Here is a 22,476-nt window from a genome sequence, read left to right as displayed (position 1 = left end):
CCATGGCGTTTCAATCAAATAAAAAGGGGGAAAGACTATAAAGAATATTGTGCCATGATCAACTTAGATAGCATCTTATAGCGACGTGCAGCAATGGCGTCGTTCACTAAATTGATATGTAATGCTTTTAAGATCATGGTTTTGATGGTGCTAAATTAAGTATTTTTTTGTCAAGAAGAAATTTTTAATAATTTTAATTAGCAAGCTTTTTAAGTACCAGAGATCAATAATTCGATGTCCATTCCAGATTTGCTTATTATGGCAATACCAAAAACGGTATGATTTTGAACGCTACACCTTTTTACTATATTTACCCCGTATTTTAACCAAATCATATGAAATTCGTATCCTATAAAACCGAAGACATTATCCATTTAGGTCTGTTCATCGACGGACATATTTATAACTTAAATAGCTGCGATAAACTGCTGCCAGACAATATGAATGAGTTTTTGCAAGGTGGTGAAGTATTAATGGAGCGGGCTAAAAAGGTTGATACCCAGATAAAAGAGGGAAGCTTAGCCGCCAAGGAAGAGATCTTTTACGAAATTCTAGCGCCAGTGCCAAACCCTACAAGTTGCCGGGATGGCTATGCATTCAGGCAGCATGTTGCCGCGGCGCGCCGCAATCGTAAGGTAGACATGATCCCTCAATTTGATGAATATCCGATTTTCTATTTCACCAATCATAATGCCATTCAGGGAACTGGTGAAATTGAATGCATGCCGGATCATTTTGAAAAACTAGATTTTGAACTGGAATTAGCCATTGTAATTGGTAAAAAGGGTAGAAATATTAAAGCCGCAGAAGCTGATGAATATATTGCTGGTTATATGGTGATGAACGATGTGAGCGCCAGAACTTTGCAGATGGAAGAAATGTTGTTAAATCTCGGCCCGGCAAAGGGAAAAGATTTTTCGACTGTAATTGGCCCGTGGTTGGTTACGCCAGATGAATTGGAACCATACAAAGTTGCCGCGAAAGACGGTCACGTTGGAAATGCTTATAACTTAAAAATGACCTGCAGGGTAAACGGGATTGAAGTATCTAAAGGTAATGCCGAAGATATGGACTGGACTTTCGCTGAGATTATTGAGCGTTGTGCTTATGGCGTTGATATTCTTCCAGGTGATGTAATCGGATCGGGTACAGTTGGAACAGGATGTTTTCTGGAACTAAATGGAACGGGTTTATTAAACGATCCAAATTACCAGGCACAATGGTTGCAACCGGGTGATGTTGTAGAAATGGAGATTACAGGCTTAGGTGCTTTAACCAATACCATTACGAAAGCAAATACCGATTTTTCTATTTTGGCTTTGAAGAAATAAATATTGTTGAGAAGAGGTTGAAGGAAGTTGAAAAGCTGGAAGAAGTTGGAATGTTGGAAATTGGGAAGAGGTTGAAAAGTTCTAAGCGTTTAGTGTGTTTATCTCTGAATGCTGACATTTCCATAATATAGTTTGAGAATGGCAAAAATTGAGAAATTTGAAGATTTACAGATATGGCAGATTGCAAACAAGTTGGAGTAGAAGTTTATCGTATCTCTGATTTGGAGCCAATGAAATCTAATTTTGGATTAAAAGATCAGTTTCGTAGGGCTACAATGTCAATGTCTGATAATGTTGCAGAAGGATTTGAGTATAACAATAATCCTGATTTTATCCGTTTTTTAACTTATGCAAAAGGCTCATCAGGAGAGTTTAGAATAAAATAATTATCATGTTAGAAGCAAAGAAACTATCTGACGTAAATTTTAAATTTCTCTATGAAAAATGCATAGAATTCTCTTCCAAAACGAAACGTTTTATTGATTATCTGCAAGATTTCGAGAAGAAGAAAAAAGCATTAAAGAAGGGGATTTAGTTACTTGTATTTTCAATTGTTTTTATCGTTACAGATCTTTTATTTTTAATTTTTACGTTCACTTAGGCGAAATGCTGGCCAACTTTTAAACTCTTATTTCAACTTTACAACATTAACCCATTTAACATTAACTATACTTAATGCAGGCCAATTTTTAAACCCTTATTCTAACATTTAAACTTTACAACATTAACGCCTAACCCACATCTAAACCCCTAACCCCATAACCTCTTTAAAACACCTATGCTGACTTTAAAAACTGAAGATTTATCTGCTGTACAGTTGCAAGATTATCTGCAATATGCCATTGCACCAAGGCCAATTTGTTTCGCTTCAACCCTAGATCATGAAGGGAATATCAATTTGAGTCCATTCAGTTTTTTCAACATGTTTAGTACCAAGCCTCCGATTTGTGTTTTTTCACCTGCGCGGCGGGTGCGCGATAATACCACTAAACATACGCTTGAAAATGTGCTTCAGGTAAAGGAATGTGTGATCAATATTGTGAATTATGATATGGTTCAACAGATGAGCCTGGCCAGTACGGAATATGCGAAAGGGGTAAACGAATTTGAAAAAGCAGGTTTCACTATGCTTAAATCTGATTTGGTTAAACCACCTAGGGTTGCAGAAGCGCCTGTACAATTTGAGTGTGTGGTTAATCAGGTCATTCCGTTAGGAGATAGTCATGGCGCTGGGAACCTTATTCTGGCGGAAATTAAATTAATTCATATTAATGAAAATGTACTTAATAGCAAAGGTAAAATAGATCAGGAAAAAATAGATCTGGTTGCGCGTTTGGGCGGCGATTGGTATTGCAGGGTTACAGCAGATAATTTATTTAAAGTAGCGAAGCCTTTAGCAAAATTGGGCATTGGTGTAGATTCGCTACCGAAATCAGTACGGTTATCTAAAGTCTTAACCGGTAATGATCTGGGGATGTTAGGAAATGTAGAACATCTTCCAACAGATGAAGAGATAGATTTGATCGCTTCAGACCCACAAGTTAAAGAAGTTTTAGATGCAACCATTGGCGATACCACAAACAGGGAACGGGAGTTACATGAGCTCGCCCGGCAGTATCTCAGTACAGGGCGTGTGGAACTGGCATTGAAGGTCGTTTTGCTTTAATTTACTAGCCATGTAGTATTTTTATAATCCACAAATTCAAACAAAATAAAGTCAACGTTAGAATTGGAACTTTTAAGGAAATAATAAATACTTTAAATAACGAAGCGTACTTAGCGCTTGTTAACCTTAACAGTTCGAATTTGATTATTGTAATTCCCATAGCTATGCATACATCTGTACAAGTCGATCAATACATCATCAAATCGGCACCATTTGCCATTCCAATATTGGAGCATTTAAGAATGCTGGTGCACCATGCTGATGCCAGAATTGAAGAAAAAACCAAATGGGGGATGCCATTTTTTGATTTCAAAGGTTCCGTTTGTCATATGGCGGCTTTCAAGCATCACTGTGCTTTTGGCTTTTGGAAGGGTTCTTTAATAGAGGATGAATTCAATATTTTCGAAACGAGTAGTGCTATGGGGATGCTAGGCAAGATCAAATCTTTTGCAGATCTGCCTGCTGATGAAATTCTGATCGCCTATATTCAACAAGCCATTCAACTAAATGAAGACGGGATTAAACTTCCGGCGAAGCCTAAAGCAAATCCTCAGGAACTCATTATTCCACAATATTTCATAGATGCTTTGCAAAAAGATTTTATAGCTATGGATGTTTTCCAAAACTTCAGTGTTTCTAAAAAAAAGGATTATGTAATCTGGTTAGAAGAGGCGAAGACAGAAACGACCAGACAAAAGCGTTTAGAAACTTCAATAGAATGGATCAGCGAAGGAAAAAGCAGGATGTGGAAGTATGAAAAGTAATTAAATTATACTTACAATCTTCATAAAACGATTTCTGTAATGGCCATTAAGTTCGGTAATGGTAACGCTATGTGCTTTGCCAGAAGAGGCATGGATGAATTTTATTCCATTTTCATCGATTGAATAAACAATACCAACATGTCCGATTCTTCTCACTCTGGAATTGCTTCCGGTAAAGATCAATACATCGCCGACTTTAGCATTTTGCAGGGTAGTTTCTTTTCCTGCACCACTAAATTCTCTTGAAGAACGCGGAACCTTAAAACCAAAATTACTGAAAACATAACTTACGAAACCTGAACAATCAAAACCGATTTTCGGATTACTTGTAGCATAACGATAACGGATTCCGAGCATACTTTTGGCAAAGTCTATTAAAGTTTCAGAACTTGCTGTGGAACCGCTATTAAAGTTTGTTGAAGTATTTCTTGGTAAAGTAGCGACTAACTTTTTAACCAAATCCTGATATTGAGCAGGGATGATGTTTTGAGCATTCACTGCGCTTGCAGACAAAATGAAAAACAGAATTACAAATGTTATTTTCTTCATATGTTGATTGGCAAGATATAAAAAAAAAACAACCGAGGTTAGGAATGTGGAAAACTCGTTAAAACAATGAAGCCCGAACGATTGTCCGGGCTTCATTAAATATACTTTAAAAGTATTAAATACTTGAAAATAAAGTTTGTGCTTTATCGCCAATAACTGGCAAAGGCTTATTTTGTAAATTGCTTGCACTAATTGCACCCATTACGATAAATATCAAATAAATGATACCAATTGCGTAACTGATATAAGCTAAAAATGCTAATGGCGCAATCGTCAGGATTATCGTAATTAAAATATTAATAACGATAATGCTTAAGTGAAGCAATAATGACTGACGTAAGTGATAGGTTGATAAAGAAGTTTTATTTTCTTTATAAATTGCGAAAAAAGAGATCAGCCAGCCGATTAAAAAGATGTAGCTTACGATTGCAGCACCTTTACCGTTGTCTGTTGATGTTGTGAAATTTTTGTTTGTTTCCATATTATTATTTAGATTAAAGTGTTCTCTGGTAGCGTTTAATAACTTGTTAAAGTTTTATTATGGTGTTGAAACTGCAACTGGTATAATTTTTCCATTAAAAAATTTATTTCCTGTTTTTGCAAAGTCTGCAACATATTTACCCATTTCAAAAGCCATTACCGGGCTCTGATAACCCGGAAAAGCTGTTTCCAGCATCTCTGTTTGTGCTGAGCCCAAAGCTAAACAATTTATTTTAATTCCTGTTTCAGCTAATTCAAAAGCCAGACATTCTGTTAACGTGTGTAATGCCGCTTTACTGGCCGAGTAAGCTGATAAGCCTGGGAATTTAACACTGCCCTGAAAACCGCCCATACTGCCAATATTTACAATATGGCTGCCACTTTGTAATAACGGCAAGGTGTTTTGAATCATTCTGAAATGCGAAATTACGTTGCTTTGCAGCATTTCACCCAAATCTACCTCTGTTGTTTCTAAAAATGGCTTATTAATTAATGAACCTGCGTTGTTGATCAGGATATCGATATGCCCCAAATGTTCTTTCAAAAAAGGAATAAGTGCCGCATAATCATCATTTACAATATCGAATTCGACTGGTAGAAGGGTACAATCAGGATTAATTCCCCTGGCAATTTCCAGGAGTTTACGCAATTTATCTGCCGAACGGGCAATGGCAACAATCTTATTTTCTTTCTGTAAACTAAACTCTAATGCAGTTTCAAATCCTATTCCGCTACTCGCTCCGGTAATTATAATGTTCATTAAAAAATGTTAAAAATTGTTGTAAAGTTAAAAGGATGTAATGTTTTAGGACTATAATAATTTTTGAGTGGGTTTGAACAGCAAGTTCGTCATGCTGAATTTATTTCAGCATCTTTCATGCTATAAAGACCCTGAAATAAATTCAGGGTGACGACCGACTTTTAACTTATTCCCAATTTTAACTATTAGATTTCCGTTAATTAATTCCCCATTCATCCCTGATATCTTTTTGCCATTTTGAAGGGTCATCAATGTGCGTTAACACATCATTTCCATCTGCTTTGTCTATCGCTTGCTTGAGTTTTTGATAAGATCCTTTGGGCTCTTCAGCCAAGAAGGAATGATCAACATTAACGGTTTCAACAAACGACAAAGCCTTAAGCATTTTTTCTAAAAGTGCTGCATTTTGTTCATTGTCTACTTGTACCGTTACCGTTGTCATAACCGTAAAGTTAATAAATTATTCGTTAACAATTAATTGGCTCACTGGATTTTTAATCACATGCAAACCATCGTTAATGAGTTTTTTATGATCTGATTCTTTTCCTGCTTTTATTTCCAGGTAAACCTGGATTTCCTTTTCCAACTGATGATAAATCTTCTTATGAAAAATAATCTCTAAAACCTCTAACGCACAGAGCCAGTCTTGCCGGTGATTTCGTTTTAACTGATCAAAAATTTCGGTGAGTGCCTCCAGATTTTCACCACTTTCGCGAATTTCCCGTACGCGTTTGTATAATTGGTGCAACTTTACGGTTTTCTCATCGTAAACAATTTGATGTGTTTTTTCTTCGCTTATCAGCGTAATCACTTCAAAGGCATCCTTATCGGCAGCGCCATTAAAAACAGAAACAATTTTCTCGCCCACAGCCATATCATAATTACCCCATTCTGGTTTAAAAAGAATATTCTGATTGCTTTCGGTTACGGTACAGTTAACAAACGTAATCAGTAATATTTTCCCATCTTCCCTTAGAATTTCGGTGATTTGGCCTTCAACCTTTATTCCGCTTTCGAAGATCAATTGTGCTTTATCTCCATCAACATTTTTTAAGCACTTAACTTCATCATCGCTATAATCATCCAGGGCTTTAGTCGCATCTCTTAATCGGCCAACTGGCGATGAAAATCCATCTGCATGATAATTTTTCCCATGGCTATTTAATTGTTTTCCATTATAAGCCAGGGCAGAAGCACCTGTAGTTTTAAGGAAAGTAACCTCATCAGCTAAGCCTACTCCAATATCGGTAAACACGCCGCTCACCTGCAAACCTGATGAGTAAACGGCTGTAGCGACGTTTTTACAGGCAATGGCTTTCATAATGCTTTCCATGCCACCACGGCGGAAAGCCATGGTATCTGCAAATTGCTCCAAAACATCTTTTAAATTTTGAAAAGTTTCGGTTACGAAAAGCTGAGGCTGTGGTTTGGTAATGTCGTATTGATAATTGATGGTATCCATGTTATACCATAATTTTTTAACTTCTTTAGTCATACAGGATGCGCTTTCACCAATAGATGAAAGTAAGCCTGCACCATAAATTTTTGGGTTTTCCAGCGTTCCAATCAATCCATATTCAACGGTCCACCAGTGTAAGCGACCAAGCAAGGCCATTTCTGAAGGCTCGCCCATATTTTCGCTGATGTAACGCAATGTTTTTTCTGCTTTTGCGATTTGATTTTCATCTGCATCAATAGCCTCTTTCAGAATGGAAAGCTTCCTGATGGCTTCATATAGTTCGAAATCTTTAGCCGAAAACATTGCTTTTGCGCCTATAGAACCGAAATAACTCAGGTAATTGTTGTAATCGGTATCGGCAATAATTGGCGCGTGGCCTGCACTTTCATGGATAATATCTGGCGCCGGAGTATATTCTATATGATTAATCTGACGGATATCAGCCGCAATAACCAGCACCCGATAGGCCTGGTACTCCATAAAAGCCGCTGGCGGAATGAAGCCATCAACGGTAACAGCACCCCAGCCAATCTTGCCCAAGTTATCATTCATGGTTTGTAAATCAGGAATATATTCTATACTTAAGCCTGCTCTTTGCAAACCTTTAATATATGGGTAGTAGGCAACGTTTTTTAAATAGCTGTAGTTCTGACGCATTACGTAGCGCCATACAGCCTGATCTATCGGGGTATATTTTTCGTAATTCTGATTAACAATAAATTGCTTTAAATGATTAGGCAGTTTTGCTACCTGCGCATTATTAAAGTCATTAAAATGGCTCATAGTGGTCATGAAAATAAGTTGGTCGACCGCTAAGTTATGGTGTTGAATTTATCCAAACAAGAAAGCTAACGCCTAAATTGACAGCCGGGCGTAATAAATGCATCAAGCAGAATCTAAAAGATTAGAAATATGAAGTTCGAGTTTTTAGTTTTTATCGCTGCGGCCAAGTTTCTTTACGCTAAAAGTAAAATAATGCTGATATAGGTAACTAAAAAGGGCCATTAGAACGGAAACAGCAATTCTGGAAAGCATGGCTAAAGTTGGGTAATCCCTCAATAATTCCAGTAAAAACTTAAGCAACACGTAATTGGCAAGGATATTAATGAACTGAAGATTTAAAAAACGGAACAGTTGAACACTTCCCTTTAATTCGCTGTGCGTAAAAATAACATATTTATTCAGCAGGAAACTGGTTGGAATGGCTACGGCATAATCTACCAGTAAAGATGCGGTTTCCCGTTGCAATACAATAATTCCGAAATTTACTTCTGAGGTATTGAATATAAAAAAGTAAGCAAAATAATAACTTAAAATGCCAAGCAGCAATGTGCTGCCACCCGTTGCGAGATACCTGAAATTATGTGCAGAGATAAAACTTTTAAATGGTGGATAAAAAAAATCTATAAAGGCGAGAATAATTTTACGCATTGTTGTTTTAGGTAGTTTGGCTGCAAAGGTAAATTATTTTTTAAATTGTTGCTTTCCCGAAATAAAAAGTAGCAAAAGGCTTTGTTGCTTTGCAAAATGTTTAGGTTCTCTTCAATTAAAAATTTTGGTAGGATGGCGTAGTGTTTCCCGGGTTTGCCACATAATCAATCACCGCACACCAGTTGTAAGATGGATGACGCTGAATGCTAATACCCACCATATTTAATCTGCTTTTTTGATCAAGAATAGTGAGCCGATGGCCGAGCGATGGCACGCCGCAATCTAAAAGTAAATGACAAACAATTTCTAAACCATTGGCATTACCGAAATCGATATTTTCGCTCATGGTTTTGCTTGGGTAGTATTTGGAAATTCTTTTCGAGAATTTTTCACCATTGCTGCTCTCATGGGTATCTAAATTATTTCTGTTTAAATCCAATGCATGGTTCCGGCTTACCATTGATAATTTATCATCCGGATAAAACATTGGTAGGTTTTTTATGCCACGCAGATGTTTCAGCAGCGATAGGTAATAAGGGTTGTTTTTTGAGATTTTAAGATCGTTGTAATTGCGATATTTGCGGACTTTTAAATTGTAATCATCAATGTAATCTTCAATAATGGTATCATAAAACTTCTCGCCATCAATACGGGCTAAATTCATGTACAGCACAATGTTTTTCTCTTCACTACTTAAGTAAGGCACATTTGCGGCAGTGTTTGCCTGCTGGTATTCTGCATCTGTCCAGCTTTGTGCATGGGCCATGACGGCTGAGGAGAAGATTAAAAAGGCAGTTAAAACTTGCTTGATCATTAGGGGGCGATTTGTAGAGATAACGCCCGAAGAAATTGTTTATTTTAAGCTTTACAGTTTTGTAGGCTATCAGAACTTGTTGAAGCACCGTTTAGCGCTTCAACAAGTTCATTATCTGTTAGCTTTGATTTTACAAAAACATTCCGCCAGAAATTTCAATGCGTTGTGCATTGATCCATCTTGCTTCCTCTGTACATAAAAAAGCAACTACACCACCAATATCATCAGGTAAACCTACACGACCTAAAGCAGTTTGCGAGGCTATTCCAGCATTCATTTGTTTATTATCACGAACTAAGCCACCGCCGAAATCAGTTTCTATTGCACCTGGAGCAATAATGTTAGACCGAATTCCTTTTGCACCCAGTTCTTTTGCCTGGTATCTGGTTAGGGTTTCCATAGCACCCTTCATTGCACCATAAGCGGCGTATCCGGGTAAAGAGAAGCGGGCTAATCCCGAAGAAACGTTAATGATTGCACCACCATTGTTTATTATAGATAAGGCCTTTTGTGTGAGAAAGAATGGTCCTTTAAAATGGATGTTAACCAAATTATTGAACTGATCTTCGGTTGTTTCCATAAAAGATGTATGAATTCCAATCCCCGCATTGTTTACCAGAAAATCAAAGTAATCTGCATTAAACGTGTTTTTTAATGTCGCTTTTACATCGGCAATGAAATGATCAAAGGTACTGCTGTCTGCCACATCCAATTGAAGCGCTGCTGCATTTACACCTAACTTTTTGATCTCACTAACCGTATTTTCTGCTTCTTCTTTTTTAGATTGATAAGTAACGATGACATCAATTCCTTTTTCAGCAATTTTGAGTGCTGCATTTTTTCCTAATCCGCGGCTGCCGCCAGTAACCAGGGCAATTTTATTTTGTTTTTCCATGTTTTTTTAATTTGATAAACAAAGTTAAATGGAAAGTGATGGAAAAAATGGTGACAGCTTAAGTATTATGCAGTAATTATTTCTTTATCTAACAAAGACATTAAATATGCTTCCCTGTATTGCTTAGGCGTTTGGCCGGCAAAATGTTTAAAAAACTTAGTGAAATTTGAAGGATCGTAAGTTAAAATTCTGGCGATTTCTGAAATGGGCGTTTTTGCATTTTGTAACATGGATTTCGAAATTTCCATTAAGCGCTTTTCAAAGAAATAACATGGAGAATGGCCCGTTGCAGCTTTTACCGTATTGCTTAAATGGTTTGGATGCACATGAACTAAATCCGCGAAGTCTCGCACTTCAAACATTTCTGTCGTTCGGCCAGACACAATATCATCAAGATGTTTATCTAATTCTTTTAAATAATCTGCCGCAATTTCATGGCGACGAGCAAATAATTTTTGAGGAAGTTTCATCTAACTATTAATTAAGAACAAAACAAAGGTAATTTACAAATAATCAGTTTAGAACGCTAAAATTTTAATCACAGCCTTTTTGACTTTGGAATTAAAAAAAAATAATGGTTGGTGAGCCACCAACCATGGGATTCATCAACTTACGAAATTTCAAAGGCCTGAGCGGAGAAGAATTTCGTCAGTTTCAACAATAAACCTTAATGAATATAATTGGTTGGTGAGCCACCAACAGATAGATGAAGTGTGCTGATAAATTCATTTTTCCCAAAAAAAGTCGCAGGCCAAACCCGCGACTAAATATGATAACCTAACTAAGATGTTCTTAGGTTTCTAAGGTGGTCAACTATGCAAGAAGCGTCTTCCAGCTCACTGCTTTCCCAATAATATCTGCTAAATCTGCAATGGCTACGCGTTCTTGCTCCATGCTATCGCGATGACGAATGGTGACCGTATTATCTTCTAAACTTTGATGATCTACCGTGATACAGAATGGTGTACCAACAGCATCCTGACGGCGGTAACGTTTACCAATGGCATCTTTTTCTTCATAAATACAGTTGAAATCGAATTTCAATGCATCCATAATTTCACGAGCTTTTTCTGGTAAGCCATCTTTTTTTGTAAGTGGGAAAACGGCCACTTTATATGGTGCCAAAGCAGGGTGCAAACGCAATAAAGTACGGCTATCCTGTTTGTCTTCCGTGCTTAAATCCTGCTCTTCAAAAGCATTGATCATGGTTAACAAAAACATACGGTCTAAACCAATTGATGTTTCAATTACGTAAGGAACGTAGTTGCCATAAGGTTTACCATCTTCATTCAGTTCGTTATCGAAATATTGCATTTTCTTGCCAGAAAACTCCTGGTGCTGCGTTAAATCAAAATCGGTACGGCTGTGGATACCTTCCACTTCCTTAAATCCAAACGGAAATTCGAATTCGATATCTGTAGCCGCATTGGCGTAGTGTGCTAATTTAACATGATCATGGTAACGGTATTTTTCAGGAGCAGTTCCTAATGCCTTATGCCATTTTAAACGCGCATCCTTCCAGTATTCAAACCATTTTTTATCCTCACCAGGGCGAACAAAAAACTGCATTTCCATTTGTTCAAATTCGCGCATCCGCATAATGAACTGACGGGCAATTACCTCATTTCTGAAAGCCTTACCGATTTGTGCAATACCAAAAGGAATTTTCATCCTTCCAGATTTTTGAACATTTAAAAAGTTTACAAAAATACCTTGCGCCGTCTCCGGACGAAGATAAACCTCATCACTGCCCTCAGCCATGGCACCAAACTGCGTGCTAAACATCAGGTTAAACTGGCGAACATCCGTCCAGTTAGAGGTTTTAGAAATCGGGCAGATAACCTTATAATCAACAATTAAATCTTTCAGCTGTGCTAAATTTTCAGATTTAAGTGCCAGGTTCATTTCTACTTCAAGCACCAAACCCTTTTTAACAAATCTCCAGCTGGCCTCATCGATAAAAGGATATTTAGCGCTATCCAAAATTCCGTCTTCATCCTTAAAGCTTGGAATCCAGCTTGCTTGTCCTTCATCGCTTAAACCTAAAATTTCTTGTTGAAATTCCAGGAATTTAGCTTTGTTTTCTGTGCTGAAGTTGGCTAATTCTGAATATAATTCATCAATTTTATTTTCCAGTAACTGGTCGGCACGGTAACGTTTGTTCGAATCCTTATTGTCAATCATCGGGTCGTTAAAACCATCCACGTGTCCGCTCGCTTTCCAAACTTTCGGGTGCATAAAAATAGCAGAATCAATCCCTACAATATTTTCATGCATTTGTACCATGGCTTTCCACCAGTACGATTTAATATTATTTTTTAACTCAGCACCCAATTGCCCGTAGTCGTAAACAGCACTTAAGCCATCATATATTTCGCTGCTTTGAAACACGAAACCGTATTCCTTAGCGTGTGAGATTACATTTTTAAATTGTTCGTCGTTATTCTTTTGAGCCATAATGGAGGCAAAGATAATAAATATGGTAAAAGGTGAGCGGTAAAAGGTAAAAGGTTTTTGACCCTGGTTTTATAAATAGCTGACTTTAATATTTTGAATATTAACTTAGCTTTTGGAAGGTGCCTTAGGTATTTCAAGATTTTTAGAAAAGCAATTGTAATGCTAATCGGTTCCTATAGTCCCGCTGTACGCTTTACTTCGTTGCACTCCGTGTTCGCTGCCATCGGGTTTAGGTGGCAAAAATTGTAAATCTATTAACGTTTTAATGCATGGAGTGTAGCCTTCCATTTCGCACCCTACATCATCCATTTTTTCCTATTTTTGAAGCATGAAATTTCATCATCTCATTTTATTGGGTTTCCTGGCCGTTTTCTCTTCATGCAGCCAGGAAGAAACTCACCACTATATTAAATTTAAGAATACTCAGGAGTTATATCAATTCTTGAAATGGTCTCCCGAAAATCGCTTCCCATTAATCAGTGCACACCGCGGCGGACCAATGCCCGGCTTTCCCGAAAACTGCATCGAAACCTTTAAAAATGCAACCACCTATAATCCCATGATTATCGAATTCGATATTGCTTATAGTAAAGATTCGGTAATGGTTATTATGCACGATGATAATTTAGATCGAACATCAACAGGAAAAGGCCCGATTGGAAATTACACTTACGAAGAACTTAAGGCATTTAATTTAAAAGACGAGGAGGGCAAAGAAACGAGTTTCAAAATTCCTACTTTAGACAGCGTTTTAAGCTGGAGTAAAGGCAAAGTGCTTTTAACGATTGATTTAAAAAAGGGCGTTTCTTACGCTAAGTTGATTGAGAAAGTGAGACAATATCAGGTAGAAAGTAATTCCATTATCATTACTTATACAGCTAATCAAGCGGAAGAGGTTCATCGCCTTGCGCCAGATTTAATGATTTCTGCATCGGTACAGAAAAAATCAGAACTGAAGCGTCTGAATGATCTGGGCGTTCCAAATAATAGAATTGTGGCATTTGTTGGTGTTTCGGCTCCGGAAAAGGCATTGTATGAGTTTTTGCACGGAAAAGGAATCACCACTATTTTAGGAACAATGGGCAATATTGATAAAAGTGCGATTGCCAGTCCGGCCAGAAATATTTATTACCATTTAATTAATAATGGAGCAGACATTTTATCAGGTGATAATTTGCCCCAGGCATCAGAACAGCTCAATAAATTCAGGTATAATAAAAAGTTAAGTTCAGCAAATATTAATTAAATAATAGCATTGTCACTGCTTTCTGCATTATCATGATTGTAAAATTTTAAGCTTTGCCTTCTTTGCGGAAAACTTTGTGTTCTTTGCGGATAAATAATAAGTAAAATGAGTATTTCAGTTAGAAACCTGTCTAAACATTACGATACACAAAAGGCGGTCGATTCGATTAGTTTTGAGGCCAGGCCAGGTCGTATTTTAGGCTTTCTAGGGCCTAATGGCGCTGGCAAATCAACTACCATGCGCATGCTCACCGGTTATTTAATACCAACGAGTGGCGAGGCAGAAGTTTCAAAAAAAAATATCATCAGCCAATCCATCGAAGCAAAAAAACACATCGGTTATTTACCAGAAAACACACCCCTTTACACAGATATGTATGTAAAGGAGTTTCTCCATTTTGTTGGCCAAACTTATGCGCTAAATAACCTTTCCAGCCGGGTAGAAGAGGTAATCAAATTGGTTGGCTTAACGCCAGAGCAGCATAAAAAAATTAGTATGCTGTCTAAAGGTTATCGACAAAGGGTAGGATTGGCACAAGCCATTATTCATAATCCTGAGGTCTTGATTCTGGATGAACCTACATCAGGTTTAGATCCGAACCAGCTGGTAGATATTCGTGCGTTGATAAAAGAACTTGGCAAAAATAAAACAGTAATTATTTCCACTCACATTATGCAAGAGGTGGAAGCCATTTGCGATGATATCATCATTATTAATAAAGGTAAAATTGTAGCTAATGATTCTTTGGAAGGGATTAAGAAAGTCTACAATCAAGATTCGCTCGAAGATATTTTTAGAAAACTTACTTCCTGATTCTGGTTTAACAGGCTAATTTGGCTTTACATAATTATTCGCATTTCATTTAATATATTATTAATCTATGGCTTAAGTTTTTTTCATAACTTTATCTCCTCTAAAATAACTTATGAAAAAGCTCTTCACTACACTATCCATCCTGGTAATATCTGTTTGTGCATTCTCTCAAACCAATCAGGTTAAATTTGGCATCAAGGCCGGCGTTACTTTTCCAACAATTGCTGCCGAAGGCGGTGCATCTGCCTATGATGGGCCTGAACCCTTGGATTACAAAAACAATATTTCTTTTTACTTAGGCGGTACGGTAGATTTTCCGGTATCAGAAGTATTTTCGGTTCAGCCAGGTTTGACTTTAACCGGAAAAGGAGGTAAAGCTCAATATTATGATTCAAATTATGAACTCTTAAATTTATACGTTTTTGAAGGTTCGTATAAATCGAATATCATGTACGTAGAAATTCCTTTAAATGCAGTTTTAAATTTCAAGCTTGGTGGCGGAAAGATTTTTTTTGGCGGTGGCCCATATTTTGGATTTGGAATTAGCGGTAGAATTAAAACAGATGGCATCGCTCAGAGTGGTGGTAATTCGGTTAGTGAATCAACAGCACGGGATATTAAGTTTGGTAGTGATAAAGATTTTAAAAGAGGGGATGCTGGACTCAATTTTTTAGCCGGTTATCAGCTAAATAATGGTTTTAACATACACGCAGGGTACGGTTTAGGCTTAAAAACAATAACCGGACGTTCAATTAGTTATTACCAGGAAAAAAACAGGGTATTTTCTGTTGGGCTTGGTTACGCTCTTTAAATAAAAATCAAACCGAGTTGGCAGATGTTACCGATAGAGGATGCGACCAGACGATTTAATGCTACTTTAACAATTTAGTGCCTTTAATATGCCCAAATATTTAATTAACTTCGGCATTTTAACGTGGTATGTACGCAGTTTTTAAACGCGAGTTATATAGTTTCTTAAGTTCGATGGTTGCCTACATCACCATTGGTGTTTTTTTACTGGTATCCGGACTTTTGCTTTGGTTCTTTCCAGATACCTCCATTCTGGATTATGGCTATGCCGAAATGGGTGGCTTCTTTAGCCTGGTGCCTTACTTATTTATGTTTTTAATTCCTGCCATTACCATGAGGTCTTTAGCCGAAGAGCGCAGGGAAGGAACTTATGAACTTTTAATTACACGACCCATTACACTCTGGCAAATTATTTTAGCTAAATTTTTAGCCAGTTTAGTGCTGGTGTTTTTCGCCTTAATACCAACATTGGTTTATTATTATTCCATTTCAAAGCTGGGTTTTTCGGAAGGTAACATAGATTCTGGAGCAGTGATTGGATCTTACATTGGCTTATTTTTTTTAGGCGCCACTTTTACCGCGATAGGAATCTTCGCTTCTTCATTAACCAAAAACCAGGTGATTGCCTTTGTAATCTGTGCCGCATTGTGTGCCTTTGCATTTTTGGGTTTTGATTATACCAGCCAGGTTTCTGCCTTCAGCAGTTTTCAAAGTAATATTTTAAGCTTCGGCATTAATCAGCATTATACCTCCATGAGTAGAGGCGTGCTGGATACCCGGGATTTATTATATTTCATCAGCTTTACGATGCTGTTCTTATGGTTTACCAGATTAACAATGGGAGGGAAGCGTTAATGGTAAAAGGTAAGAAAGTACTGAACACAATACTCCTGTTAATCGGAATCATCGCCATCAATATTATTGGTAAATATGTTTTTTATCGTTTTGATTTTACTGCAGATCAGCGATTTACCTTAAGCGAAAAGACCAAAACCATTTTAGCTAATAACAAAAAGCCAATTATGGTCACGGTTTTTTTAGATGGAGAACTGCCACCTGCATTTAAACGTCTGCAGTCTGCCGTAAATGATGTTTTAACAGATTATCAAGCTTATTCAAAAGGAGATTTAAAAATTGTTTTCGTTGATCCATTGGCTGGATTAAATCAGTCAGACCAGGATACCGTAATCAATAACTTATACGAGAGAGGCATCGAGGCGACCAATTTAAGTGTGAAAACCGAAGCAGGATTAACGCAGAAACTGGTTTATCCGATGGCAATGATCGAAACTGATAACAAGGAATTCCCGGTTAAGCTCTTCCAGAATTTAGATACCCGTGGCAGTTACGAAGATAATATCAACCGGGCAATCGAAAACCTGGAATACGTGTTTACTTCGAGTTTAAAGAAAGTGATTGCAGGGAAAAATCCCCGGATTGGATTTACCGAATCAAATGGAGAACTAAACGATTTACAGCTTGGCGACGCCATTCGTATGCTTTCCAGTAGCTATGAAATTGGCCGTGTAGATTTAAACACGATAGATAAAGCCGGGCTGGATAAACTCAATATGTTAATTGTAGCGAAGCCCACTAAACCCTTTACAGAAACGGAAAAATACAAAATCAATTATTTCGTAATGAACAGCGGACGGATTGTTTGGAGTATTGATCAGGTAAAAGCGGAACTGGATAGTTTAAGGGGACGAAATGGGCAAATGGCCACTAATAGCAATTTGAATCTCGACGATATGCTCTTTATGTACGGAGCGAGAATCAATTATAATCTCATTGCCGATCCGGCAAACTGTGCAGAAATCCCAGTTTCTACTGGTGTTGTTGGCGGGCAAAGCCAGATGGAGCTACTGCCATGGATTTACTATCCGATTTTGCTTCCGGATACGAGCCAAAGTGTGGTTAAAAAACTTGATGGTGTGAAATCTGAATTTCCAAGCACCGTAGACAGTATTGGCGTAAGGGGTGTGAAGAAATCATTCATTTTAAGTACATCTGCATTTAATAAGGTTTACAATACTCCAAAACCGTTTAGTTTGCAAATGGTGAGTGAGCAACTGGATCCAAGAGCATTCCAAAGTGTGCCACAACAGGTTGGTTTGATGTTAGAAGGAAATTTTCCATCTGTGTTTGCCGGAAGGCCATTACCTGCTGCAATCGTTTCACCTTATAGCATGGAGACGAAAAGTAAAGCCACCAAAATGATTGTACTTGGCGATGGTGATCTATTTAAAAACCAGGTTTCGGAAAGAGATGGTTCGCCTTATCCCTTAGGTTTTGACCGCTACAGCCAGCGAACTTATGGAAACAAGGCACTGCTGTTGAATATTGTAGATTATTTTACAGATGATGATAACCTGATCTCGCTTAGAAATAAGGAAGTGAAGATCAGATTGCTGGATAAATCAAAAATAAAGCTCGAAAAAGCCAAATGGCAATTTATAAATATTGCAGTTCCTTTGTTATTGTTAATATTCTTTGCGATTTTTCAACATTATTACCGTAAATACAAGTACGCTAAATAATTTTTATATTTTTGAAGAAGACTAAATGATATCATGAGATTTATTGTATCCACATCAACTTTATTAAAACACCTGCAAACTGTAAATGGTGCTTCCAGCAGCAGTACAGTTTTACCTATACTAGAAAATTTTCTTTTCGAAATTAAAGACGGAAACTTAACGATCTCAGCTACCGATTTACAAACCAGCATGACCACCTCATTAGCTGTCGAGTCAAAGGAAGAAGGTAAAGTGGCTGTTCCATCGAAAATTTTATTAGATACCCTCAAAACACTTCCAGATCAACCCATCGCTTTTAATATCGATGACACCACTTTTGCTATCGAGATCAGCGCTGGTGATGGTAAGTATAAACTGAGCGGAGAAAATGGTGATGATTTTCCAAAAATTCCGGTGGTTGAAAATGCCTCATCGGTTAATTTGCCTGCATCGGTTTTAACAGAAGCCATTACCAAAACCATTTTTGCGGTAAGTAACGATGAATTGCGTCCGGCGATGACGGGTGTGTTTTGCCAGTTATCTCCCCAGCACATTACCTTTGTAGCAACTGATGCACATAAATTGGTTCGCTATCGCCGTATGGACAGTAAGGCAGATAAAGCAACATCATTTATTCTTCCTAAAAAAGCATTAACACTTTTAAAGGCTGCGTTGCCATCTACAGATATTAATGTCTCAGTAGACTACAATGCAACAAGTGCTTTTTTTAAATTTGATAACATTAATTTAGTGTGCCGTTTAATAGACGAACGCTATCCAGATTATGAGGCAGTTATTCCTCAGAATAATCCGAATAAATTGGTGATAGACAGGGGTTTGTTTTTAAATACCCTTCGTCGTGTAGTTATTTTTGCAAATAAAACTACCCATCAGGTAAGGTTGAAAATTAATGGCAGCGAACTTAATATCTCTTCAGAAGATTTAGATTTCGCTAACGAAGCTCACGAGCGTTTAAGTTGTCAATATGATGGTGAAGATCTTGAAATTGGCTTCAATGCCCGTTTCCTGATCGAAATGCTTACTAATTTAAGCGGTGATGAAGTAACATTAGAACTTTCAACTCCAAATAGAGCAGGTTTATTGATTCCTCAAACGAACGATGAAAATGAAGATGTTTTAATGTTGGTGATGCCAGTTATGCTAAACAATAGCTATTAGTCTACTAAGGCTTTAGTTCAAATATTAAAAATGGCTTGGTTTTTGACCAAGCCATTTTTGTTTATAACCAAACCTAACCTATGAAACGCTATTCTAACCGCCTGGCATTTGTCTTTCTTTCTGGAATTATATTTTCCTCCGTATTCACATCTTGTAAAAAAACTGATCCTAATACAGTAGTAAAGGGCGAATCGAAAGTGAAGCTGGTAAATGCGGTGCAAACGGAATCAGTGCAGGATATTTTTATTGATGGTGAAAAGGTATCTAATACCACATTAGCCTTTGCAGAATCTACCGATTATTTTAAGCTGGTGTCTGGAGATAGAAATGTAAAATTTACTGGCATTAACAATGCGGAAACAGAAAGTGCTGTAAAATATACGCCATCTATTACTTACACTACTTTTTTAGTGAGCGATCGGTCTGGCACTAAAGGGATTTTATCTTACGAAGACAATTTAAGTAATACTGAAGCTGGGAAAGCAAAAATTAAGCTGATTAATTTAACCCCATTCTTTACTACAGGAATTAACGTTAGCGTACTGGCAGGAACACTTTTTGTAAACGGTTTGCAGTACAAGGAAGCATCTACTTATTTTTCTGTAGATGCAAATTTAGATCTGAGGTATAATGTAGTAGGCTCCGGAACAACCAAAACCATCGATAATTCAAACTTTGTTGCCGGCAAAATTTACACCATTTGGTTTAGCGGCAATACAGTAGCAACCTTACAGGCGCATGTGATTACAGATAATTAATTTACCTGTTTTAATATGCTTTCTGCTATCTTTACGTTTTAATTGTGTTAAACCTATTTATGAAGAAAAAATCATTTCTAATTCCTAAACTCTTCCTTTTAGCGCTCGCAACTATTTGTTTAAGTGCTTGTATAAAAAATGATAATTTCATCAGGGGAGATGCGAAAGTTAGAATATTTAACAATGTTATTAACGATACTTCGCGAAATTTTTTCTTCAATAATGTGCTGCTCCAAACAGCCCTTACGTACAATACCAATTCAGCCTATCTGGTTGTGGAAGGTGATAAGAACTATACGATAGAGGCGAGAAATAATATTACATCGGCTGCCAGCGGTTCTTTGGTTTTGCAGGATAGTTTTAAATTGGGTAAAAATTATTCGATTTACTATACAAGAAAAGACACGCTGCCTGCAACTGTACCTAACATGGTCATGTTTGAAGACGATGTTAGGCAAAATATAAATGAGGCTCGTGTAATGTTTATTAATTTAGGATATACTTTAGGCTCTAACGTCCACTTTAGAAGTGAAGATAGAAAACTTGATCTGACCTTAAAAAAGGGTGATAAAACCGATTACATTTCCTTTACCAAGGTAGATTCTACTGCCCGTCTTTATTTCAACCTGGTAGATTCAGCCACTGTGATTGATACCATTTCGTACACTAATTTTGTCAGGGGCAGAGTTTATACCATACTTTTCGATGGAACCCGTCGTGGCAAGGTTAAATATAGAGTAGTAACAAATTAAAATTTTTTAATCTAACCGTTAATCGCTTTCATATTCATACTTTTGCCCAAAATTATATAAATTGGATTTACTACATCAACTCCTAGATTTTATACTTCATATTGACGTTCATCTAGCGCAAATCGTTAACGATTATCAAACCTGGACATACCTCATTCTTTTTCTGATCATCTTTGCTGAAACTGGTTTAGTGGTTTTGCCTTTCTTACCTGGCGACTCTTTACTTTTTGCCATGGGTGCATTAATTGCCGGAGAACATGAAACCGGATTAAGCATTTGGTTAATGTTGGTCATACTAACTGTCGCCGCAATTTTAGGTAATACAGTGAACTTTAAATTGGGAAGTGTTTTAGGAGCAGGAGTTTTTAAAGAGAATAATAAAATCTTGAAATTAAAGTACTACGAACAATCGCACGAGTTTTTCGAAAAACATGGTGGAAAGGCAATTATCTTCAGTCGCTTTTTACCAATTTTTAGAACGATTGCACCCTTTGTTGCTGGTATTGCTAAAATGCCTTTCGGGCGTTTTACCTACTTCAACGTAATTGGTGGTGTAGCATGGATTGTTGCATTATTGTTAGGTGGATATGTGTTAGGACAAATTCCGGTAATTAAAAATAATTTTGAACTCGTTATCGTGTTCATTGCGGTGGTAACCTTTGTGCCTGCGGTATGGGCGGCTGTAAAAAGCAGGTTGCAACCTAAGAAAATTGAAGAGATTATTGAAGGCGACGATGCCAAAAAATAAGATAAAATGAAAGAGGCGGCCATTTATGTTCGCCTCTTTGTTTTAACTCAAATCTCTCTCCCAATAATAATATCTTTTAGGTATTTCTTTTCTGTCTCAGATTCTTGCTTTTTATCGTCTGGTTCAAGTTCAATCTTAATCAGCTTCTTAAGCTCAGGTTGGCCAGCATCTACCCAAGCCGAAAACCAAAAATTACCGATTTCTAATATCGCAGATCGCATCTGTTTTTCTACCATGTTATTCATCCGATCATGATAAGCCTTTGAATAGGCAACAGAATACTGTTTCAAAATCACATTATTCCGTTCTGAGAAACTATATTTCTGATCTGAAGGAAAGGAGGCAGCCAGTTGAGCCTCAAAAGTTAACACCGTATCAACAAGGCTATGTGTGTGCTTTAATATTTTCCAGGCTTCTTTCAAAGGGTTTTCCAGATAGCTAGCCCTGCCAACAACGTAATTGTATTTTGTAGAGAACAGTTCTGGTAAACGGCTTTCCCAAAAAGCATGTATCCCAACCTGGTTGGTCAATTGCCCGTTGTGGTTAGATGTGGTGTGAAGTGGAACATGTGCATCACCAATGTAATGACCTAAGTCTGCAGAGTATTTCAAAATTTTAATAGAATCTCTTGTTTTAAATGCTTTTACCAGGCTATAGTAAGTTCGCTGAATTTGCCAGGGAAGAATACCGTTGGCGCTCAGTGATTTTGATCCATATTTTGCCAAAGCATCGTTCCATTTTTCAGGAATGCTGTCAATTTCCTGCTCATAATTTTCAACGTCCAGATAGTGTCGCGGAGGTTCCAGGGTATCTGCATACCTACGTTTATCAGGATCTACCGCATGTTCGGTAACGTATTTGATATTCTTTTTATAGAAACCAATCATGCCAGATGGCAAAGTGAAAATGGCGAGGTTGTTGATTCTTTGGTGTGCAAAGAAACCCCAGGATGTACAAAGAAGAAGCGGGATGATTAACGCTGTTAAAATCGCTAATCGTTTCATGCCCTAATATAAAAAAAAAATATCGCTGAAGATTTATTCCG

Annotated in this window: 24 protein-coding genes; 13 read left to right on the top strand and 11 right to left on the bottom strand. The window is 37.3% G+C overall.

Annotated features, from left to right (window positions below):
• Positions 1-335: 335 nt before the first annotated feature.
• The 4 genes from ACN1CD_RS12930 (at position 336) to ACN1CD_RS12915 (ending at position 3,761) form a co-directional block, all read left to right on the top strand.
• Positions 336-1,331 carry a fumarylacetoacetate hydrolase family protein gene (locus ACN1CD_RS12930; RefSeq protein ID WP_419130809.1) on the top strand — a complete coding sequence of 332 codons (996 nt, stop codon included), beginning with the start codon at positions 336-338 and terminating at the stop codon, positions 1,329-1,331.
• Positions 1,332-1,504: 173 nt separating this feature from the next.
• Positions 1,505-1,717: a four helix bundle protein gene (locus tag ACN1CD_RS12925; protein ID WP_419130808.1), complete on the top strand. Its 213-nt coding sequence runs from the start codon at positions 1,505-1,507 to the stop codon at positions 1,715-1,717.
• Positions 1,718-2,109: 392 nt separating this feature from the next.
• Entirely contained in the window at positions 2,110-2,997 is an 888-nt protein-coding gene (locus tag ACN1CD_RS12920; protein ID WP_419130807.1) for a flavin reductase family protein, read from the top strand.
• A gap of 164 nt (positions 2,998-3,161) precedes the next feature.
• Complete coding sequence (locus ACN1CD_RS12915) at positions 3,162-3,761, top strand: YdeI/OmpD-associated family protein (protein WP_419130806.1); 600 nt, start codon at positions 3,162-3,164, stop codon at positions 3,759-3,761.
• Here ACN1CD_RS12915 and ACN1CD_RS12910 read toward each other — a convergent pair whose 3' ends face one another.
• The 10 genes from ACN1CD_RS12910 to ACN1CD_RS12865 all read right to left on the bottom strand — a co-directional run bounded on the left by ACN1CD_RS12910 (position 3,762) and on the right by ACN1CD_RS12865 (position 12,606).
• Positions 3,762-4,310, bottom strand: coding sequence for a C40 family peptidase (locus ACN1CD_RS12910; RefSeq protein WP_419130805.1), 549 nt, complete (start codon positions 4,308-4,310; stop codon positions 3,762-3,764). It lies immediately after the preceding gene.
• 115 nt (positions 4,311-4,425) lie between these two features.
• Positions 4,426-4,791 (bottom strand): DUF4870 domain-containing protein, encoded by a 366-nt coding sequence (locus tag ACN1CD_RS12905; RefSeq protein ID WP_419130804.1) that lies wholly within the window; start codon positions 4,789-4,791, stop codon positions 4,426-4,428.
• A 57-nt stretch (positions 4,792-4,848) separates the two neighbouring features.
• Positions 4,849-5,550: an SDR family oxidoreductase gene (locus tag ACN1CD_RS12900; protein WP_419130803.1), complete on the bottom strand. Its 702-nt coding sequence runs from the start codon at positions 5,548-5,550 to the stop codon at positions 4,849-4,851.
• 196 nt (positions 5,551-5,746) lie between these two features.
• Positions 5,747-5,992: a hypothetical protein gene (locus ACN1CD_RS12895; RefSeq protein WP_419130802.1), complete on the bottom strand. Its 246-nt coding sequence runs from the start codon at positions 5,990-5,992 to the stop codon at positions 5,747-5,749.
• Between the two features lie 18 nt (positions 5,993-6,010).
• Positions 6,011-7,792, bottom strand: coding sequence for an aromatic amino acid hydroxylase (locus ACN1CD_RS12890; RefSeq protein WP_419130801.1), 1,782 nt, complete (start codon positions 7,790-7,792; stop codon positions 6,011-6,013).
• Positions 7,793-7,936: 144 nt separating this feature from the next.
• Positions 7,937-8,440 (bottom strand): GtrA family protein, encoded by a 504-nt coding sequence (locus ACN1CD_RS12885; protein WP_419130800.1) that lies wholly within the window; start codon positions 8,438-8,440, stop codon positions 7,937-7,939.
• A 115-nt stretch (positions 8,441-8,555) separates the two neighbouring features.
• On the bottom strand, positions 8,556-9,254 hold the full coding sequence (locus ACN1CD_RS12880) for a CAP domain-containing protein (RefSeq protein ID WP_419130799.1): 699 nt from the start codon (positions 9,252-9,254) through the stop codon (positions 8,556-8,558).
• 130 nt (positions 9,255-9,384) lie between these two features.
• The gene (locus ACN1CD_RS12875) at positions 9,385-10,149 is read right to left on the bottom strand and encodes an SDR family NAD(P)-dependent oxidoreductase (RefSeq protein WP_419130798.1); all 765 of its coding nucleotides are present in this window, start codon (positions 10,147-10,149) and stop codon (positions 9,385-9,387) included.
• Positions 10,150-10,214: 65 nt separating this feature from the next.
• Positions 10,215-10,619 (bottom strand): helix-turn-helix domain-containing protein, encoded by a 405-nt coding sequence (locus tag ACN1CD_RS12870; RefSeq protein ID WP_419130797.1) that lies wholly within the window; start codon positions 10,617-10,619, stop codon positions 10,215-10,217.
• A 343-nt stretch (positions 10,620-10,962) separates the two neighbouring features.
• Positions 10,963-12,606, bottom strand: coding sequence for a glycine--tRNA ligase (locus tag ACN1CD_RS12865; protein WP_419130796.1), 1,644 nt, complete (start codon positions 12,604-12,606; stop codon positions 10,963-10,965).
• Positions 12,607-12,934: 328 nt separating this feature from the next.
• On the opposite strand from ACN1CD_RS12865, the gene ACN1CD_RS12860 reads away from it, so the two are divergent.
• The 9 genes from ACN1CD_RS12860 to ACN1CD_RS12820 all read left to right on the top strand — a co-directional run bounded on the left by ACN1CD_RS12860 (position 12,935) and on the right by ACN1CD_RS12820 (position 21,431).
• The gene (locus ACN1CD_RS12860; RefSeq protein WP_419130795.1) at positions 12,935-13,852 is read left to right on the top strand and encodes a glycerophosphodiester phosphodiesterase family protein; all 918 of its coding nucleotides are present in this window, start codon (positions 12,935-12,937) and stop codon (positions 13,850-13,852) included.
• Between the two features lie 105 nt (positions 13,853-13,957).
• Complete coding sequence (locus ACN1CD_RS12855) at positions 13,958-14,665, top strand: ATP-binding cassette domain-containing protein (RefSeq protein ID WP_419130794.1); 708 nt, start codon at positions 13,958-13,960, stop codon at positions 14,663-14,665.
• Between the two features lie 112 nt (positions 14,666-14,777).
• Positions 14,778-15,476 carry an outer membrane beta-barrel protein gene (locus ACN1CD_RS12850; RefSeq protein WP_419130793.1) on the top strand — a complete coding sequence of 233 codons (699 nt, stop codon included), beginning with the start codon at positions 14,778-14,780 and terminating at the stop codon, positions 15,474-15,476.
• Positions 15,477-15,604: 128 nt separating this feature from the next.
• Entirely contained in the window at positions 15,605-16,330 is a 726-nt protein-coding gene (gene gldF, locus ACN1CD_RS12845; protein WP_419130792.1) for a gliding motility-associated ABC transporter permease subunit GldF, read from the top strand.
• Positions 16,294-18,015: a gliding motility-associated ABC transporter substrate-binding protein GldG gene (gldG, locus tag ACN1CD_RS12840; protein WP_419130791.1), complete on the top strand. Its 1,722-nt coding sequence runs from the start codon at positions 16,294-16,296 to the stop codon at positions 18,013-18,015. Before gldF ends, gldG begins: the two co-directional genes overlap by 37 nt.
• Positions 18,016-18,048: 33 nt before the next feature.
• Positions 18,049-19,173, top strand: coding sequence for a DNA polymerase III subunit beta (gene dnaN / locus ACN1CD_RS12835; RefSeq protein ID WP_154279445.1), 1,125 nt, complete (start codon positions 18,049-18,051; stop codon positions 19,171-19,173).
• Positions 19,174-19,253: 80 nt separating this feature from the next.
• Positions 19,254-19,931, top strand: coding sequence for a DUF4397 domain-containing protein (locus ACN1CD_RS12830; RefSeq protein ID WP_419130790.1), 678 nt, complete (start codon positions 19,254-19,256; stop codon positions 19,929-19,931).
• 59 nt (positions 19,932-19,990) lie between these two features.
• Positions 19,991-20,683, top strand: a complete 693-nt coding sequence (locus tag ACN1CD_RS12825) for a DUF4397 domain-containing protein (protein WP_419130789.1) — start codon at positions 19,991-19,993, stop codon at positions 20,681-20,683.
• A gap of 61 nt (positions 20,684-20,744) precedes the next feature.
• Positions 20,745-21,431, top strand: a complete 687-nt coding sequence (locus ACN1CD_RS12820) for a DedA family protein (RefSeq protein WP_419130788.1) — start codon at positions 20,745-20,747, stop codon at positions 21,429-21,431.
• Between the two features lie 47 nt (positions 21,432-21,478).
• Here the strand turns inward: ACN1CD_RS12820 and ACN1CD_RS12815 are convergent, their stop codons facing one another.
• Positions 21,479-22,435 carry a zinc dependent phospholipase C family protein gene (locus tag ACN1CD_RS12815; protein ID WP_419130787.1) on the bottom strand — a complete coding sequence of 319 codons (957 nt, stop codon included), beginning with the start codon at positions 22,433-22,435 and terminating at the stop codon, positions 21,479-21,481.
• Between the last annotated feature and the right edge of the window lie 41 nt (positions 22,436-22,476).

The sequence above is a fragment of the Pedobacter sp. N23S346 genome (genome assembly GCF_048515415.1).
Classification (GTDB): Bacteria; Bacteroidota; Bacteroidia; order Sphingobacteriales; family Sphingobacteriaceae; genus Pedobacter.
The sequence above is the reverse complement of the archived record's forward strand: the minus strand, read 5'-3'. Positions and strand labels throughout refer to the sequence as shown.